Annotated in this window: 14 protein-coding genes; 9 read left to right on the top strand and 5 right to left on the bottom strand. The window is 63.6% G+C overall.

The genetic code is table 11. The features are described from left to right. Positions 1-127: cold shock domain-containing protein (locus tag MMS95_RS23435; protein WP_242142378.1), on the top strand; the 127-nt coding region annotated here is incomplete at its 5' end. Between the two features lie 87 nt (positions 128-214). Here the strand turns inward: MMS95_RS23435 and macB are convergent. Together macB and macA are read right to left on the bottom strand one after the other, a co-directional pair. Continuing rightward, entirely contained in the window at positions 215-2,161 is a 1,947-nt protein-coding gene (gene macB / locus MMS95_RS23430; protein ID WP_242142376.1) for a macrolide ABC transporter ATP-binding protein/permease MacB, read from the bottom strand. Next, entirely contained in the window at positions 2,161-3,276 is a 1,116-nt protein-coding gene (gene macA, locus MMS95_RS23425; protein WP_176326050.1) for a macrolide transporter subunit MacA, read from the bottom strand. Before macA ends, macB begins: the two co-directional genes overlap by 1 nt. 194 nt (positions 3,277-3,470) lie before the next feature. Here macA and MMS95_RS23420 point away from each other — a divergent pair, with 194 nt between their 5' ends. Then, positions 3,471-4,424 (top strand): VirK/YbjX family protein, encoded by a 954-nt coding sequence (locus tag MMS95_RS23420; RefSeq protein WP_242142374.1) that lies wholly within the window; start codon positions 3,471-3,473, stop codon positions 4,422-4,424. A gap of 14 nt (positions 4,425-4,438) precedes the next feature. Here MMS95_RS23420 and MMS95_RS23415 read toward each other — a convergent pair whose 3' ends face one another. Further along, the gene (locus MMS95_RS23415; protein WP_015377311.1) at positions 4,439-6,097 is read right to left on the bottom strand and encodes an ATP-dependent endonuclease; all 1,659 of its coding nucleotides are present in this window, start codon (positions 6,095-6,097) and stop codon (positions 4,439-4,441) included. A 187-nt stretch (positions 6,098-6,284) separates the two neighbouring features. Between MMS95_RS23415 and MMS95_RS23410 the strand changes: the two genes are divergently transcribed. The 5 genes from MMS95_RS23410 (at position 6,285) to ltaE (ending at position 13,080) form a co-directional block, all read left to right on the top strand. Next, positions 6,285-7,181: a lysine exporter LysO family protein gene (locus MMS95_RS23410; RefSeq protein WP_031299866.1), complete on the top strand. Its 897-nt coding sequence runs from the start codon at positions 6,285-6,287 to the stop codon at positions 7,179-7,181. A 181-nt stretch (positions 7,182-7,362) separates the two neighbouring features. After that, positions 7,363-9,012: a hydroxylamine reductase gene (gene hcp, locus MMS95_RS23405; protein ID WP_242142372.1), complete on the top strand. Its 1,650-nt coding sequence runs from the start codon at positions 7,363-7,365 to the stop codon at positions 9,010-9,012. A 53-nt stretch (positions 9,013-9,065) separates the two neighbouring features. Further along, positions 9,066-10,067, top strand: coding sequence for an NADH oxidoreductase (gene hcr / locus MMS95_RS23400; RefSeq protein ID WP_031299867.1), 1,002 nt, complete (start codon positions 9,066-9,068; stop codon positions 10,065-10,067). A gap of 199 nt (positions 10,068-10,266) precedes the next feature. After that, the gene (gene poxB, locus MMS95_RS23395; protein ID WP_021504349.1) at positions 10,267-11,988 is read left to right on the top strand and encodes a ubiquinone-dependent pyruvate dehydrogenase; all 1,722 of its coding nucleotides are present in this window, start codon (positions 10,267-10,269) and stop codon (positions 11,986-11,988) included. Between the two features lie 75 nt (positions 11,989-12,063). Beyond that, on the top strand, positions 12,064-13,080 hold the full coding sequence (gene ltaE / locus MMS95_RS23390; protein ID WP_242142370.1) for a low-specificity L-threonine aldolase: 1,017 nt from the start codon (positions 12,064-12,066) through the stop codon (positions 13,078-13,080). A gap of 29 nt (positions 13,081-13,109) precedes the next feature. Here ltaE and MMS95_RS23385 read toward each other — a convergent pair whose 3' ends face one another. Beyond that, on the bottom strand, positions 13,110-13,457 hold the full coding sequence (locus tag MMS95_RS23385) for a DUF1294 domain-containing protein (RefSeq protein ID WP_004928387.1): 348 nt from the start codon (positions 13,455-13,457) through the stop codon (positions 13,110-13,112). Between the two features lie 149 nt (positions 13,458-13,606). Here MMS95_RS23385 and MMS95_RS23380 point away from each other — a divergent pair, with 149 nt between their 5' ends. Beyond that, positions 13,607-15,046 (top strand): DUF2867 domain-containing protein, encoded by a 1,440-nt coding sequence (locus MMS95_RS23380; RefSeq protein ID WP_156865419.1) that lies wholly within the window; start codon positions 13,607-13,609, stop codon positions 15,044-15,046. 158 nt (positions 15,047-15,204) lie between these two features. Then, positions 15,205-16,215, top strand: a complete 1,011-nt coding sequence (locus MMS95_RS23375; protein ID WP_242142368.1) for an NAD(P)-dependent oxidoreductase — start codon at positions 15,205-15,207, stop codon at positions 16,213-16,215. On the opposite strand, the gene MMS95_RS23370 is transcribed toward MMS95_RS23375, so the two are convergent. After that, positions 16,216-16,835: N-acetylmuramoyl-L-alanine amidase (locus tag MMS95_RS23370; protein ID WP_242142366.1), on the bottom strand; the 620-nt coding region annotated here is incomplete at its 5' end.

The raw sequence follows: 16,835 nt of genomic DNA, 5'->3' as shown, positions 1-16,835 counted from the left end.
CACCATCAAGATGGATGGTTACAGAACGTTGAAGGCAGGTCAGCAGGTCAGCTTCGACGTGCATCAAGGGCCAAAAGGGAACCATGCCAGTCTGATTGTGCCGGTGGAAAGCGAGGCGCTGTCCTGAACGCCTCCAGCAGCGTCGCGCTGCATTGACCCTGACTGCGATAAAAATGCCAGCCGCCGTGTGACTGGCATTTTTTATGCCTTTTACTTACTCGCGCGCCAGCGCATCGATCGGATTCAGCCGCGCGGCATTGCGCGCCGGCAGATAGCCGAACACCACGCCGATACCGGTGGAACAGAGGAACGCGCTCAGCAACGCCGCCGGCGGGAAGCTGATCTGCCAGCCCGGCAATACCAACTGCACCGCCAGGCCGATGGCGAACGACAGCGTAATCCCCAGCGCGCCCCCCACCAGGCAGACCAACACCGCCTCGATCAAGAACTGCTGCAACACGTCGCCGGAACGGGCGCCCACCGCCATGCGGATGCCGATCTCGCGCGTGCGCTCGGTCACCGACACCAGCATGATGTTCATCACGCCGATGCCGCCCACCACCAGCGAAATCACCGCCACCAGCGTCAGGAACAGCTGCAGCGTGCGGGTGGTTTTCTCCGCGGTTTGCACCAGGCTGTCCATGTTATAGGTGAAAAAGTCCTTCTTGCCGTGGCGCAGCGTCAACAGTCGCGACAGTTGCTGCTCCGCTTCCTTGCTGTCGTAACCGTCGCGGATGCGCACGGTGATCGAATCGAAATAGCTGTTGCCCATCAGCCGGTTGGCCATGGTGCTGTACGGCACCCACACGTTCAGCGTCTTGCTGCTGCCGAACATCGACTGCTTCTCCTTGGCCACGCCGACCACCGTCGCCGGCATGTTGCCCACCAGGATCACTTCCCCCACCACGTTCTTCTGGTGCGGGAACAGCCGCCGTTGGGTATTGGCGTCAATCACCACCGTCTGCGCCTGCGACTGTACCTGCATCGGATCGATGCCGACGCCCTGGGTAAAGCTCATGCCGTACACGCGGAAGAACTGCTCGCTGACGCCGTTGACGTTGGCCGCCGCATCAACGTTGCCCAAACGCAGCCGCATGCTGCTGCTGATGCTCGGCGACAGCGCACTGATGTAAGGCTGTTCGCGCAGCGCATCGAGATCGCCGTATTTCAACGATTGCCGGTAGGTCGGATCGTCGTCGCCGAAATCCTTGCCGGGATAGATATCGACAGTATTGGTGCCGATGGATTTGATGTCCGCCAACACCATCTGCTTGGCGGCGTCGCCGATCACCAGGATCGACACCACCGAGGCGATGCCGATAATGATGCCGAGCATGGTCAGCGCGGTGCGCATCTTGTTGGCCGCCATCGCGCGCCAGGCCATGATCAGCGCCTCGCGGAAACGGCCGCCTATCTGCCGCCAGGAAGGCGCCGCGGCGGCCAGTGCCAGCGGCTTGGCCTGCGCATTCTCCTGCGGTGCCGGCCGCGAGTCGGCGATAATCTCGCCGTCGCGGATCTCGATGATCCGTTCAGCCTGACGCGCCACCGCCGGATCGTGAGTCACCAGGATCACCGTGTGCCCCTGGGCGCACAACTGTTTAAGGATCGCCATCACCTCTTCGCCGGAATGGCTGTCGAGCGCGCCGGTCGGCTCATCCGCCAGGATCACCTGCCCGCCGTTCATCAACGCGCGGGCGATACTGACGCGCTGCTGCTGGCCGCCGGAAAGCTGGCTCGGCCGATAGTTGACTCGCTCCCCCAGCCCCAGACGGCGCAACAGCGCTTCCGCCCGTTCGCGCCGCGCCGCTTTGCCCAGCCCGGCATACACCGCCGGCACCTCGACGTTGTGCGCCGCGCTCAGGTGCGGCAGCAGATGATAGCGTTGAAAGATAAAGCCGAAATGCTCGCGCCGCAGCTGCGCCAACGCATCGTCGCTCAGCATCGCCACATCTTGCCCGGCTACCCGATACACGCCGGCGCTCGGCTTGTCCAGGCAGCCGAGAATGTTCATCAGCGTCGATTTGCCGGAGCCGGAAGCCCCCATGATCGCCACCATTTCACCGGCGTCGATGCTCAGACTGATCCCCTTCAGCACCTCCACCGTCTGCTCGCCGGAACGGTAGCTGCGGCGAATGCCGTTCAGCTGCAACAGCGCCGCCATCAGCCGGCCTCCACGCCGCCGCGGCTGACGATCACCTCATCGCCCGCCTCGAGCCCGCTGAGGATCTGCACATCGATATTGTTGCGCAGGCCGATGGCCACCTCACGCTTCTCTTCCTTGCCCTGTTTCAGCACCGAAACGTGGTAGCGATTGTCGGCGATCTGATCGCCCAGCGCCGCCAGCGGGATCACCAGCGCCTGCTGGACGCCGGCCAGTTGAATGTGCACCTGCGCCGTCATTTGCAAGCGCAGCAGCCTTTCCGGGTTGGGCACTTCGAAACGCGCGTAATAGAAGATGGCGTTGTTGACCTTTTCCGGCGTCGGCTGAATGTCTTTCAGCACGCCGTCGAAGCGCCGGGTCGGATCGCCCAGCACCGTGAACCAGGCCTTCTGACCCGGCTTGAGGTTAATGACGTCGGCCTCCGAGACCTGCGCCTTCACCAGCATGGTGCCGAGATCCGCCAGCGTCAGAATGTTCGGCGCCTGTTGCGCCGCGATCACCGTCTGGCCCTGCAGCGTGGTAATCTGCACCACGTCGCCATCCATCGGCGCTTCGATGCGGGTATAGGCCAGATTGATCTTGGCGGTATCCAGGCTGGCCTGATTCCGCGCGATCTGCGCATTGATGGTGCCTACCTGCGCCTTCTTCACCGCCAGCTGCGTCGCTGCCTGATCCAAATCCTGACGCGACACCGCCTGCAGCCTGGCCAGCGCCTGGTTGCGCTGCAGCGTAACCGCCGCCAGCTGCTGTTCCGCCTGCGCCTGCAGCAGCTGCGCATGCAGCTCACGCAGCGTCGCCTCGCCTTCACGGATGCTGTTCTGCGCCTGTTGCGGATCGATAACCCCCAGCAACTGACCTTTTTTCACCTTGTCGCCGATCTCGACATACAGCTTTTCCAACTGCCCGCTGACCTGCGCGCCGACGTCAACCTTGCGCACGGCGTCCAGCTGGCCGGTCGCCAACACGTTCTGCTGCAGATCGCGCTGGGTGACCTTCACCGTTTTGAAATCGGTCGGCGCCGGATGGCGGAAGTGCCAAACGGCCGCCGCGGCAAGCGCCGCAATCACCGCCAGTGCGAGTATCCAGCGGCGTTTATATCCTTTAAACCCTGTCAAAATTGACCTGCCTGTGCTTGTGAATATCAACCGCCCATTGCGGCGGCGGAGCTAAATTAGCACGCACCGTAGGGAATAACTAAACCTTAGCTCAACACAATGTGGAGACACGCTTGGTTACAGTTCGGCATTGAACTCCCGTTTAGTGAAGCCTTGATGAAATAGCGCCATTCAACACAGCCAAGGATTTCATCATGTCACAGCTCAGCTACCCACTCGCCTCCGCCCGGCCGCTTAACGGCTGGCAACTGATGACGGCGCTGATCAATGGCGAAAAGGCACCGAGCAACGCCTGGAAAAAAACCTCGTTTCGCCTGAAGTTTCTCGGCCGTTCGCTGCTCAACTGGCGCACCACCAGCGGCCTGCTCAGCACCCTGGCCAGCAACCCGCTGCTGGAGGAGATCCTGAGCGCGCAGCCGAACCTGCCGTGCAAGCTGCATCGCCCCTACCTGGCGGCCAACATGAGCAAGATCGAATGCTTGTTCGCCCTGCGCGATCATTACGATCTCATCGTGCAGCGCATGCCGCTGAAGATGCGTCTCGGCCACCTCGGCCCACAGCCTTTCGTGCTGGCCCGCGCGATGGGCAAAAACGAAGCGCCGATCTCGCTGGAACTGGTGGCGATCGACAAACTGAATAAGGAAGGGGAAGCCACGCTGCTGCTGCGCAACGCCAACGGCGTGATGCTGGCGGAAATCACCTTTGCGCTGATGCATTATCAGCAGCAGCCGACGTTGTTCATCGGCGGCCTGCAGGGCGCGAACCATGACGTGCCGCACGCCGAGATCCAGCACACCACCAAGGAGTGTCACGGTCTGTTCCCTAAACGTCTGGTGCTGGAAGGCGTTTGCACGCTGGCTCGGCATCTCGGCATCCGCCGGATCGTAGCCGTCGGCAACGCCACCCATATCTATCAAAACTGGCGCTACCAGAGTAAGAAGAAGGACCAACTGCACGCCGATTACGATCAGTTCTGGCTGTCGATGGGCGCCAAACCGCTCGACAGCGGCTATTTCCTGCTGCCCGAGCGCATCGCCCGCAAACCTATCGAAGAAATTGCCAGCAAGAAGCGCGCCGAGTATCGCCGCCGCTATCAGCTGCTGGACGAACTGGAACAGGGATTGGCGGCGCATTTCTGCGCCCGATAACGCCCGGCGGGCCGTCAGTCCGCCCGGCCGCGCGCCAGCCAGATCACCCGTGAGAACATTTTCTTCAGCAGCGGCGGCACCGAGTCCGTGCCCCATTCGCCGGCCTGCATCGCGACCTCGATCGCCAGATCCGGCTTCGACGAGTGGTGGACCGCTTTCAGGATCACCTTGCGCACCGGCATCTGCGCGTTGATCGGCACCGACGCCATTCGGTGATAGACCGGGGCGAACCCTTCGCGGAACATGAAGTGTTCCATGTCCGGCGCCGGCAGCGCGGTCAGCCGATCGCGTTCGTTGTCTTCATGATTGTCCAGCAGGCTGCGCACGGTATTGGCGTACTTTTTGCCCGCCTCGTCGCCGTCCACCAGCGCATGCCACTCGATACCCATACGGCGGGCGAAGCGCAGCAGCGGCTTCAGGCCGCACTGGGCGAATTCGATGACCCTCACCCCTTCCGCCTCGAAATGGTAGCCACACTGACGCGCCAGCTCGTTCAGCAGCCACACTTCGGTCTCGCCTTCCACCAGCAGCCAGCAGCGGGCAAACAGCGACGACGGCCGGTTGAAACGGATGTGAAACGCGATGCGCCGCCCGTCTTCGGCGCTCAGCCCGCGCGGCCCGAGACGGTAGGTCGCAACCCGCCCCGACTCGCGCACCAGCCGGCAGACGTGCTCCACCGGCACCAGCGACACCAGTTCGCTGGAGTTGGTGGTGGTGATACGCTGCAACGGCAGCTGATTGAGCAGCCCCCAGGCCACCGACAGCATGATCGGATGCAGGCGAGTTTCCGGGTCCTCCACCAGCAGCAGCGGCCGGGCATGGGGATCCAGCTTGACGTCACCCTTGGCCTGCAGCAGGGTGGAAAACATCCCCAGCAGGATCAGGCGCATGCTGCGGCTGTTCGGCTCGGCCACCATGCGGTTGATGCCGTCCAGCGCGCGCCAGGCGTCCTGCTCCGGTTCACCGCCGCGGCGGCGCGGCCGCGTCACCTGTGAACTCTGCTCTGCGAAATAGTGCTCCAGCAGCTGCTGCATCGCCGCCAGCCCCTGACGCAGCTCACCGTTGGTCAACTTCTGCGGATTGCGCACCAGCTCGCGCGTCAGCTGATCCAACTGCTGCGCCAGCGCCTGGGTATCGGGTTTGCGTTCATCGCCGAGGCTGCTGGGGCGCAGGCGACGAATAAAGCGCGCGTCGCGCAGGCGCAATACCGGATGGATGCGGATAATGGCGTGGGCCAGTTGTTCGATATGGTGCAGTTGAAAGGCGTTGCCGTCGGCGTCGAGAAAACCACGCCAGGTGCACACCGTGCCGTCGTCGGCCAGCTCGCCCTCGCAGCGGTAATGAATGCGGCTCAGGCCATCTTCGCCCTTGACCCACAGCGGCGTCAGGTGGCGATAGCGCGGCAGGTGCGCATGGCCGATGTCTTTTTCGCAGAAGGTGAACACCACCTGCAGGTGGCGCTCTTTGGCCGCCTCCTCACCGGGAGGGAAATGGAAGTCGTGCGCTTCAAACCGATACAGCTTCTGCTCCGGCGCCAGCAGCAGCGTCAGCGCATCCAACAGGCTGGATTTACCCCAGGCGTTTTCGCCGAGCAACAGCGTGTTGTCGTCCAGCATCAGCGACAGCCGGTTAATGCCGCGAAAACCTACAATTTCGATACGCTCCAAGAACATCCGCCGCCTCCCGTGCGCGCCGTCGCCTCTTCAATGAGGTGACCTTCACAGAGCATGGTCAAAAAACCCCTTGCAGGTCAAGCGGCCAACGTCAAATCTGCCGCTTTACTCCGGCCGGGCTTTTGGTTAGCGTGTGCTCCTCGCCGCCGTTCGGCGCGCTTCAAAACTCAAGGACACAAGCTGCACCATGTACTCAGGACTGTTGATTATTCTGTTACCGCTGATTGTCGGTTACCTCATTCCCTTACGCCATCGCCCGCTGCTGGTGCTGATCAACCGGCTGCTGAGCTGGATGGTGTATGTGATCCTGTTTTTCATGGGCATCAGCCTGGCGTTTATGGAGAATCTCAGCAGCAATCTGATGCTGATCTTCCAGTACAGCGCAGTGTTTTTCTTCTGCATTCTCTGCGCCAACCTGCTGTTGCTGGCGCTGCTGGAGCGGCGCATGCCGTGGCGCAGCAGCCATAAACAGGAAAAGCTGCCTTCGCGCGTGCACATGGCGCTGGAGTCGCTCAAGCTGTGCGGCGTGGTGCTCGGCGGCTTCCTGCTCGGCCTGACGCAGTGGCAATGGCTGCAGTTCGCCCATAAAGGCAGCGAATATGCGCTGATCTTCCTGCTGTTGCTGGTCGGCATTCAGCTGCGCAACAGCGGCATGACGCTGCGCCAGATCGTGCTCAACCGCCGCGGCACGCTGGTGGCATTGGTGGTGACCGTCGCGTCGCTGGCCGGCGGCGCGCTGGCGGCGCAGCTGCTGGGGTTGCCGGTCAAGGCCGGGCTGGCGATGGCCTCCGGCTTCGGCTGGTACTCGCTGTCCGGCATTCTGATCACCGACGCCTACGGCCCGGTGATGGGCAGCGCCGCGTTCTTCAACGATCTGGCGCGCGAGCTGGTGGCGATCATGCTGATCCCGACGCTGGTGCGCCGCAGCCGCTCCACCGCCCTCGGCCTGTGCGGCGCCACCTCGATGGACTTCACCCTGCCGGTGCTGCAGCGCAGCGGCGGGCTGGACATGGTGCCGCCCGCCATCGTGCACGGCTTCCTGCTGAGCCTGCTGGCGCCGGTGCTGATCGCCCTGTTCTCCTGATCCTTTCCCCCTGGGGGCCGCCTGGCCCCCAAAGCGTAATCATTCCCATCCGCACCGCAAAATTGCGCTAAATCAAACTTGCCCGCAGTAGTCGCACAAAAGCCTTTTGCAACCCCGATCGCCGATCTATGCTTTTAAACAAGCATTATAAATGCAACTTTAAAAATAAAAGGAAGCGACTATGTTCTGTGTGCAATGTGAACAAACCATTCGTACCCCGGCAGGCAACGGCTGCGCGTATGCTCAGGGCATGTGCGGCAAAACGGCGGAAACCTCCGATCTGCAGGATCTGCTGGTGGCGGCGCTGCAGGGCCTCTCCGCCTGGGCGCTGCAGGCGCGTTCGCTGGGCATCGTCGACCACGAAATCGACAGCTTCGCCCCGCGCGCCTTCTTCTCCACCCTGACCAACGTCAACTTCGATTCCCAGCGCATCATCGGCTACGCGCGGGAAACCCTGCTGCTGCGCGACTCGCTGGCCGCCCGTTGCCGGCTGCTGGACGCCGGCGTGCGCGTCGATCACCCGATGGCGGCGCTGCAGCTGGCCGGCGACGCTATGCCTGCGCTGCTGCAGCAGGCGGCGCATTTTGCCCTCGACAGCGACAAGGCCGAGGTCGGCGACGACGTACACGGTTTGCGCCTGCTGTGCCTGTACGGCCTGAAAGGCGCGGCGGCCTATATGGAACACGCGCACGTGCTCGGCCAGTTCGACGAACAGCTCTATGCCGACTACCACGCTTTCATGGCCTGGCTCGGCACCCGGCCGCGCGACGTCGATACCCTGCTGAACAACGCCATGGGCATCGGCAAGATGAACTTCAACGTGATGGCGATCCTCGATCGCGGTGAAACCCAGGCCTACGGCGATCCGCAGCCCAGCGCGGTCAACGTGCGCCCGGTGGCCGGGAAAGCCATTCTGATTTCCGGCCACGATCTCAAAGATCTGCGCATGCTGCTCGAGCAAACCGAAGGGCAAAACGTCAATGTCTACACCCACGGCGAAATGCTGCCGGCGCACGGCTATCCGGAACTGAAAAAATTCAAGCACCTGGTGGGTAACTACGGCAGCGGCTGGCAAAACCAGCAGACGGAATTCGCCAAATTCCCCGGCCCGATCGTGATGACCTCCAACTGCATCATCGATCCTAACGTCGGCAACTACGGCGATCGTATCTGGACCCGCAGCATCGTCGGCTGGCCGGGCGTCAACCATCTGGAAGGCGACGACTTCGGCGCCGTGATCCGCCAGGCACAGGGCATGAACGGCTTCCCTTACACCGAGATCGAACACCTGATCACCGTCGGCTTCGGCCGCCAGACGTTGCTGAACGCCGCCGACACGGTCATCGACCTGGTGTCGCAGAAAAAACTGCGCCACGTCTTCCTGGTCGGCGGCTGCGACGGCAGCCGCGACGAGCGCAGCTACTTCACCGACTTCGCCCGCAGCGTGCCGCAAGACTGCCTGATCATGACGCTGGCCTGCGGCAAATACCGTTTCAACAAACTGGATTTCGGCACGCTGGAAGGGCTGCCGCGCCTGCTGGACGTCGGCCAGTGCAACGACGCCTACTCCGCCATCATGCTGGCGGTCAAGCTGGCGGATACGCTCGGCTGCAGCGTCAACGAGCTGCCGCTCAGCCTGGTGCTGTCGTGGTTTGAACAGAAGGCGATCGTCATTCTGCTGACGCTGCTGTCGCTGGGGGTGAAAAACATCGTCACCGGCCCGACCGCGCCGGGCTTCCTGACCGACAACCTGATGGCGATCCTCAACGAGAAATTCGGCCTGCGCCCGATCACCACCGTCGAGCAGGATATCGCCGCGCTGCTCGCCTGATGCCGTTACGTTATGGGGCCGCCTGCGCCGGCCCCTTTTTTTGAGGTACCCCGATGACTCAACCCACTCCGCTTTGCCCGAACCGCATGCAGGTGCATTCCATCCAGCGTGAAACCGCCGACGTCTGGACGCTGAATCTGATCTGCGACGTTTTCTATCCTTACCAGGCCGGCCAGTTCGCGCTGGTCAGCATTCGCAACAGCGAGGAGACGCTGCGCGCCTATACGCTCTCCTCCTCGCCTGGCCAGAGTCGCTTTCTCAGCATCAGCGTGCGCTGCCTGCCGGACGGCGTCGGATCGCGCTGGCTGACGCAAGAGGTCAAGCCCGGCAACACGCTGTGGCTGTCCGACGCGCAGGGCGAATTCAGCTGCGAGCGCCACCCGGCCGATCGTTATCTGATGCTGGCGGCCGGCTGCGGCGTGACGCCGATCGTCTCGATGTGCCGCTGGCTGACCGCCAACCGTCCGGCCTGCGATATCGCCGCGATCGTTAACGTGCGCACCCCCGCAGACACGATTTTCGCCGATCAATGGCGCGCGCTGTGTGCCGCCCATCCGCAGCTGCGCCTGACGCTGATGGCCGAGCGGGATCTGCAGCCCGGCTACCTCAGCGGCCGCATCGATGAACAGACGCTGCGGCAGGCGGCGCCGGATATCGCCGAACGCACGGTGATGACCTGCGGCCCTGCGCCCTACATGGATCAGGTGGAGCAGCTGTGCCGCCGGCTCGGCGTGCCGGCCGAGCGTTTCCATAAAGAGCAGTTCCACACGCCGGCGGCGCAGGCCGACGCCACCGAAGGGCTGACGCTGCGCGCCGCCCGCCCGCTGCGCGAATTCCGCGTGCCGGTCGGCAGCACCCTACTGGCGGCGATGGAGGCCCATGCCCTGCCGGTCAACGCTGCCTGCCGCGCCGGGGTGTGCGGCTCGTGCAAAACCCGCATCCTTGAGGGCGACTACACCACCACCAGCGCCATGACGCTGAGCGCGGAAGAGATAGCGCAAGGCTACGTGCTGGCCTGCAGTTGCCAGCTGCAGGGTGACGTCACGCTGGCGTGATCCCCTGGCCCCATCGCCGCGATGGGGCATTTATCGGCAAGCTCCCCGCGGCCAGCCCGGTTACACTTTTCCCCGTCCTACGCTCTTTACCCTTCCTGACCGCACCTCGTCCACAGCCGGTAAGCTATGCTTGCAGTTGTTCTGCTGCCACTCACCGGATCGAGTCCACATCGTTTTTCAAACCTTGTTTGGGGGAACCATGAAGCAAACCGTAGCCACACTGATCGCCAAAACGCTGGATCAAGCCGGCGTAAAACGCATTTGGGGCGTGACCGGCGATTCGCTCAACGGCCTTAGCGACAGCCTGCACCGCATGGGCACCATCGAATGGCTGGGCACCCGCCATGAAGAGGTTGCCGCCTTCGCCGCCGGCGCCGAAGCCCAGCTTACCGGCCAGTTGGCGGTGTGCGCCGGTTCCTGCGGCCCCGGCAACCTGCACCTGATCAACGGCCTGTTCGACTGCCACCGCAACCATGTGCCGGTGCTGGCGATTGCCGCGCATATCCCTTCCAGCGAAATCGGCAGCGGCTACTTCCAGGAAACCCATCCGCAGGAGCTGTTCCGCGAATGCAGCCACTATTGCGAACTGGTCTCCAACCCGGAACAGCTGCCGCGCGTGCTGGAGATCGCCATGCGCAAGGCGATCCTCAATCGCGGCGTGTCGGTGGTCGTCTTGCCGGGCGACGTGGCGCTGCGCATGGCGCCGGAAGACGCGGCCGTGACCTGGCATACCCCGGCGCTGCCGCTGGTGCAGCCGCCGATGAGCGAGCTGAACAAGCTGGCGGAAACGCTGAACAAAGCGAAGAACATCACCCTGATGTGCGGCAGCGGCTGCGCCGGCGCGCACGATGAAGTGGTTAAGCTGGCCGAACTGCTGCAGGCGCCGGTGGTGCACGCGCTGCGCGGCAAAGAACATATCGAATGGGATAACCCCTACAGCGTCGGCATGACCGGGCTAATCGGCTTCTCCTCCGGCTACCACGCGATGATGAACGCCGACACGCTGGTGCTGCTCGGCACCCAGTTCCCCTATCGCGCGTTCTACCCCACCAACGCCAACATCATTCAGATCGACATCAACCCCGGCAGCATCGGCGCACACTGCCCGGTCAATATGGCGCTGGTGGGCGATATCCACACCACCCTCACCGCCCTGCTGCCGCAGCTGGAGCCGAAGCGCGATCGGGCGTTCCTCGACAAGGCGCTGGAGCATTACCGCAACGCGCGCAAGGATCTCGACGGGCTGGCGACCGCCAACGACGACCAGCCGATCCACCCGCAGTATCTGGCGCAGCAGCTCAGCCAATACGCCAGCGACGACGCCATCTTCACCTGCGACGTCGGCACGCCGACGGTGTGGGCCGCCCGCTACGTGAAAATGAACGGCAAGCGCCGCCTGCTCGGTTCGTTCAACCACGGTTCGATGGCCAACGCCATGCCGCAGGCGATCGGTGCTCAGGCCACCGCGCCGGATAAACAGGTGATCGCCATGTGCGGCGACGGCGGCTTCACCATGCTGATGGGGGATTTCCTGTCGCTGGCGCAGCTCAAGCTGCCGGTGAAAATCGTGGTATTCAACAACAGCGTGCTGGGGTTCGTGGCGATGGAGATGAAGGCCGGCGGCTACCTGACCGACGGCACCGACCTGCATAATCCGGACTTCGCGGCGATCGCCAACGCCGCCGGCATCAAGGGCATCCGCGTGGAAAAAGCCTCCGATCTGGACGGCGCGCTGCAGGAGATGTTGGCGCATCCCGGCCCGGCGCTGCTGGACGTGGTCACCGCCAAGCAAGAGCTGGCAATGCCGCCGCAGATCAAGTTCGAACAGGCGAAAGGCTTCAGCCTGTACATGCTGCGCGCCATCATCAACGGCCGCGGCGACGAAGTGGTTGAACTGGCGAAAACCAACTGGCTGCGCTAAGCAAGCTGCCCCGGTAAAATAAAGGGTATATGATGCCATGTACCCTTTTCCTCTCGCTTACATTCCAGGAACCCTATGCTTATCGATCTACGCAGCGACACCGTTACCCGCCCCAGCGCCGCCATGCGCCAGGCGATGGCTCAGGCAGAAGTCGGCGACGACGTCTACGGCGATGACCCGACGGTCAACGCGCTGGAGGCCGAGGCGGTGCGCCTGTCAGGCAAAGAAGCGGCGCTGTTTCTGCCCAGCGGCACCCAGGCCAACCTGGTGGCGCTGCTCAGCCACTGCCAGCGCGGCGATGAATATCTGGTCGGCCAGCAGGCGCACAACTACAAATACGAAGCCGGCGGCGCAGCGGTGCTGGGCAGCATTCAGCCGCAGCCGATCGAGACCGACGCCGACGGCACGCTGCCGCTGGACAAGCTCGCCGCCGCCATCAAACCCGACGACATCCACTTCGCCCGCACCCGGCTGCTGAGCCTGGAAAACACCATCAGCGGCAGAGTCTTGCCGCAGGCCTACCTGCAGCAGGCGTGGCAGTTTACCCGCGAGCGGCAGCTGGCGCTGCATATCGACGGCGCGCGCATCTTCAACGCCGCCGTGGCGCTGAACCTGCCGCTAAAAGAGATCGTGCAGTACTGCGACACCTTCACCATTTGCCTGTCGAAAGGGTTGGGCGCGCCGGTCGGCTCGCTGCTGTGCGGCAGCGAGGCTTTCATCCAACGCGCGCTGCGCTGGCGCAAGATGACCGGCGGCGGGCTGCGCCAGGCCGGCATTTTGGCGGCGGCCGGCCTCCACGCGCTGGAGCATAACGTCGCGCGGCTGCGCGAAGACCATGACAACGCGGTCTGGCTGGAGCAACAGCTGCGGCAGATCGGCGTGGAGATCGCCGATCCCGGCGCGCAGACCAACGTGCTGTACCTGCGCCAACCACCGGCGCTGGCGGCCAAATTCGGTCCGTGGATGCGCGAACGCGGCGTGCTGATCAGCAGTGGCCCGCTGACGCGCATTCTGACCCACCTCGACGTCAGCCGTCAGGATCTGCAGCGGGTGGTCGAACTGTGGCGGGAGTTTCTTCAGCAGCACGCCTGATCGCTTGGGGCGCAGGCCGCGCCCCGCAATCAGAAAATCCAGCGGCCGTAAACCCAGTACCACAGCCCCAGCACCGCCGCCAGGTTGAGCGCGACGCTGAGGATGAACCAGGTTTTAAACGGCTGTTTCTGGGTTTTGTGGCGAAACAGCTGCTGCGCCAGCAATGCACCCAACCACCCGCCCAGCGCGCCGAACAGCAACAGCGTCGTCTCCGGCACCCGTCGCCACCCTTTGCGCGCCGCCAGCTTATCGCCGCCGTAGATCAGAAACGTCAGCAGGTTCGCCAGCAGCAACCCCATCCACACCGGATGCGGCGAGAACAAACTGGCGATCAGCGCCAGGCCCAGCAGGGCGTAACAAATCACATTGAGCTTCATGACATCCGGTCTTCGTTCGATAAGGGGCGCGTAGTGTGAACCTGCGCCGCGGCGGATGCAACCGGCTTATACCCATACAAAAAGTGCATTTAAACCCTGAATTTGGCATCCTGTCGTTCTGCGACTCTTTCACCGCACAAGGCGGCCCGATGATACCCCAACGCGTACTGGTTCTTGGAGCCAGCGGCTATATAGGCCAGAACCTGATCCCGCACCTGATCGAACAGGGGCACCAGATTACCGCCGCCGCGCGGCGCATCGAGTGGCTGCAGGAGCAGAACTGGCCGCAGGTCAACTGCCTGTATGTCGATCTGTACCGCCCGGACACCCTGAGCGCGGCGCTGTGGGAAATCGATACGCTGTACTATCTGGTGCACGCGATGGGCGACGGCGACGACTTTATCGAGAAGGAACGCCGGGCGGCGGAAAACCTGCGCGACGCGCTGCGCAATGCCTGCGTCAAGCAGGTGATCTTTCTCGGCGCGCTGCAGCCGAACGACGACAGTTCGCCACACCTGGCGGCCCGCCGCCTGACCGGCGAGATCTTGCGCCAGAGCGGCGTGCCGGTGACCGAGCTGCGCGCCGGCATCATCGTCGGCCCCGGCTCGGCGGCGTTCGAAGTGATGCGCGACATGGTCTATAACCTGCCGGTGCTGACGCCGCCGCGCTGGGTGCGCTCGAAGTCGTCGCCGGTGGCGCTGGAGAACCTGCTGGTTTACCTGGCCGATCTGCTGGCGCACCCGGTACAGGAACACCGCATCTTCGATGTCGCCGGACCGGAATACCTCAGCTATCAGGACATGTTCCAACGCTTTATCGCCATCAGCGGCAAACGGCGCTGGCTAATCCCGATCCCCTTGCCGACGCGGCTGATTTCAGTGTGGTTCATCAGCCTGATCACCTCGGTGCCGACGCCGATCGCGCGCGCGCTGATCCAGGGCCTGAAGCACGATCTGCCCGCCGACGGCAAACCGTTGCAGGCCCTGATCCCGCAACGTCTGCACACCTTCGATCAGGCGGTCACCGCCACGCTGCAGCGCGAGCTGGAGGTGGTCGATTCCGCCGACTGGGGCTACGATCCGGCGGCGCGGGCCCGCTGGCGCCCCGGCTACGGCTATTACCCGAAACAGGCGGGGTGTTCGCTCGACACCGCCGCCTCCAGCCAGGCGCTGTGGCAAACGGTGCAGCAGTTGGGGGGCGAGGAAGGCTATTTCTACGCCAATATCCTGTGGCGGATCCGCGCCCGCATGGACGACATGATCGGCAACGGCGTGGTCTATGGCCGCCCGGCGCGCGCGGCCCTGGCACTGGGTGACGAGATCGACGGCTGGAAAGTGATTACCCTGAAGCCGCTGCGGCAGCTGGCGCTGCTGTTCGGCATGAAGGCGCCCGGCCTGGGGCGGCTGAGCTTCACCATCACCGATCGCGGCGATCGCCGCACGCTGGACGTGCGCGCCTGGTGGCACCCGGCCGGCTTCAGCGGGCTGCTGTATTGGTTCGCCATGATGCCCGCGCATCTGTTTATTTTTCGCGGCATGGCGAAGCGCATCGCCGAGCTTGCCGAGAACCTGGACCGCCAACAGCGCTGAACGGCGCTCATTTGTCGATCAACCGCACAGTTTGCCGCTGTGCTTCGGGGCTTTCCGATTGCATAGCGCACGAAATCACGGAAGAATGGCATCTTATTTGCTGGGAGCGCCGCAAGCGCCCGCCGGTATTCCGATTTTGGGTGAGAATAGAGTCCGTTATGAAGGTATTGGTCACCGGTGCCACCAGTGGGTTAGGCCGTAACGCCGTTGAATATCTGCGCCGTCAGGGCATCAAAGTACGCGCCACCGGCCGCAACCAGGCGATGGGCGGCCTGCTGGAAAAAATGGGCGCGGAGTTCATTCATGCCGATCTCACCAATCTGATCTCTTCGCAGGCCAAGGCGATGCTGGCGGATGTCGACGTGCTGTGGCACTGCTCCAGCTTTACCTCGCCCTGGGGCACCGAAGAAGCCTTCGAGCTGGCCAACGTCCGCGCCACCCGCCGCCTCGGCGAATGGGCGGCGGCCTATGGCGTGGCGCAGTTCATTCACATCTCTTCCCCGGCGATCTATTTCGACTACCACCATCACCGCAACGTAACCGAAGACTTCCGCCCGCAGCGCTACGCCAATGAGTTCGCGCGCAGCAAGGCCGCCGGCGAGCAGGTGATCCAGCAGTTGGCGCTGTCCAATCCGCAGACCCATTTCACCATTCTGCGCCCGCAGGGATTGTTCGGGCCGCACGACAAGGTGATGCTGCCGCGGCTGCTGCAGATGATCAAACGCTACGGCAACCTGCTGCTGCCGCGCGGCGGCGCGGCGATGGTGGACATGACCTATCTGGAGAATGCGGTGCACGCCATGTGGCTGGCGACGCTAAAAGAAGACACGCCGTCCGGCCGCGCCTACAACATCACCAACCAGCAGCCGCGCCCGCTGCGCACCGTGGTGCAGCAGCTGATCGACGATTTGGGCATGAAGTGCCGCATCCGCTCCGTCCCCTACCCGATGCTCGACATGATGGCGCGCGGCATGGAGCGCCTGGGCAGCAAAAGCGAAAAGGAGCCGGTGCTGACCCATTACGGCGTCGCCAAACTCAACTTCGACCTCACGCTCGATACCACCCGCGCGCAGCAAGAGCTGGGCTATCAGCCGATCGTCTCGCTGGAAGAAAGCATCGCGCGCACCGCCCGCTGGCTGAAAGATCACGGCAAACTGCACGGCCTGTAATCAACGCCACGCGCCGTACTTCACCAGCAGCGCATCGATAATCGCCTCACTCTCTGCATCCGGCTCACCGCGTACATCGTCGGGCCGGAAATGCATCTGAAACGCCGCCAGCACATTGCGCTGCTGCCGCGCATCCCATGACGAATCAACCGCGTAGCCATAACGCGCCAGCTTTTCGAGCAGCGGCGCCAGCGGCACCGGCGCCTGTCTGTCGCGCCCCGCCAGCAGTCGCTGCACGTCTGCCTCGTCCGGCCAGGCGCCGATGCCGGCCTGCGCCAGTTGCCGCCAGGGGAACAGCGGGCCGGGATCCTGTTTGCGCTGCGGCGCGATGTCGCTGTGCCCCACCACGTCCTGCGGCTGGATGCCATAGCGTTGGATGATGTCGCGGCTCAGCGGGATCAGCACGGCGATCTGCTCCGCCGTGTAGGGCTGCCAGTGGGTGAACAGCATGCTGCGGGTGAACCCCTTGTTGACGATTTCGATGCCGATCGAGGTGTCGTTGAGGTTGCTGCGGCCGCGCCAGACGCTGGCGCCGGCATGCCAGGCGCGCATCGCTTCCGGCACCAGCCGGTACACCGTCGGTTTGCCGTGTTCACGCTGCGGATGCGCCGGCAACAGAT

The sequence above is a fragment of the Serratia sp. PGPR-27 genome (assembly GCF_022678525.1).
GTDB classification, from domain to species: Bacteria; Pseudomonadota; Gammaproteobacteria; order Enterobacterales; family Enterobacteriaceae; genus Serratia; species Serratia nematodiphila.
This window is presented reverse-complemented; position numbering and strand designations above follow the sequence as displayed.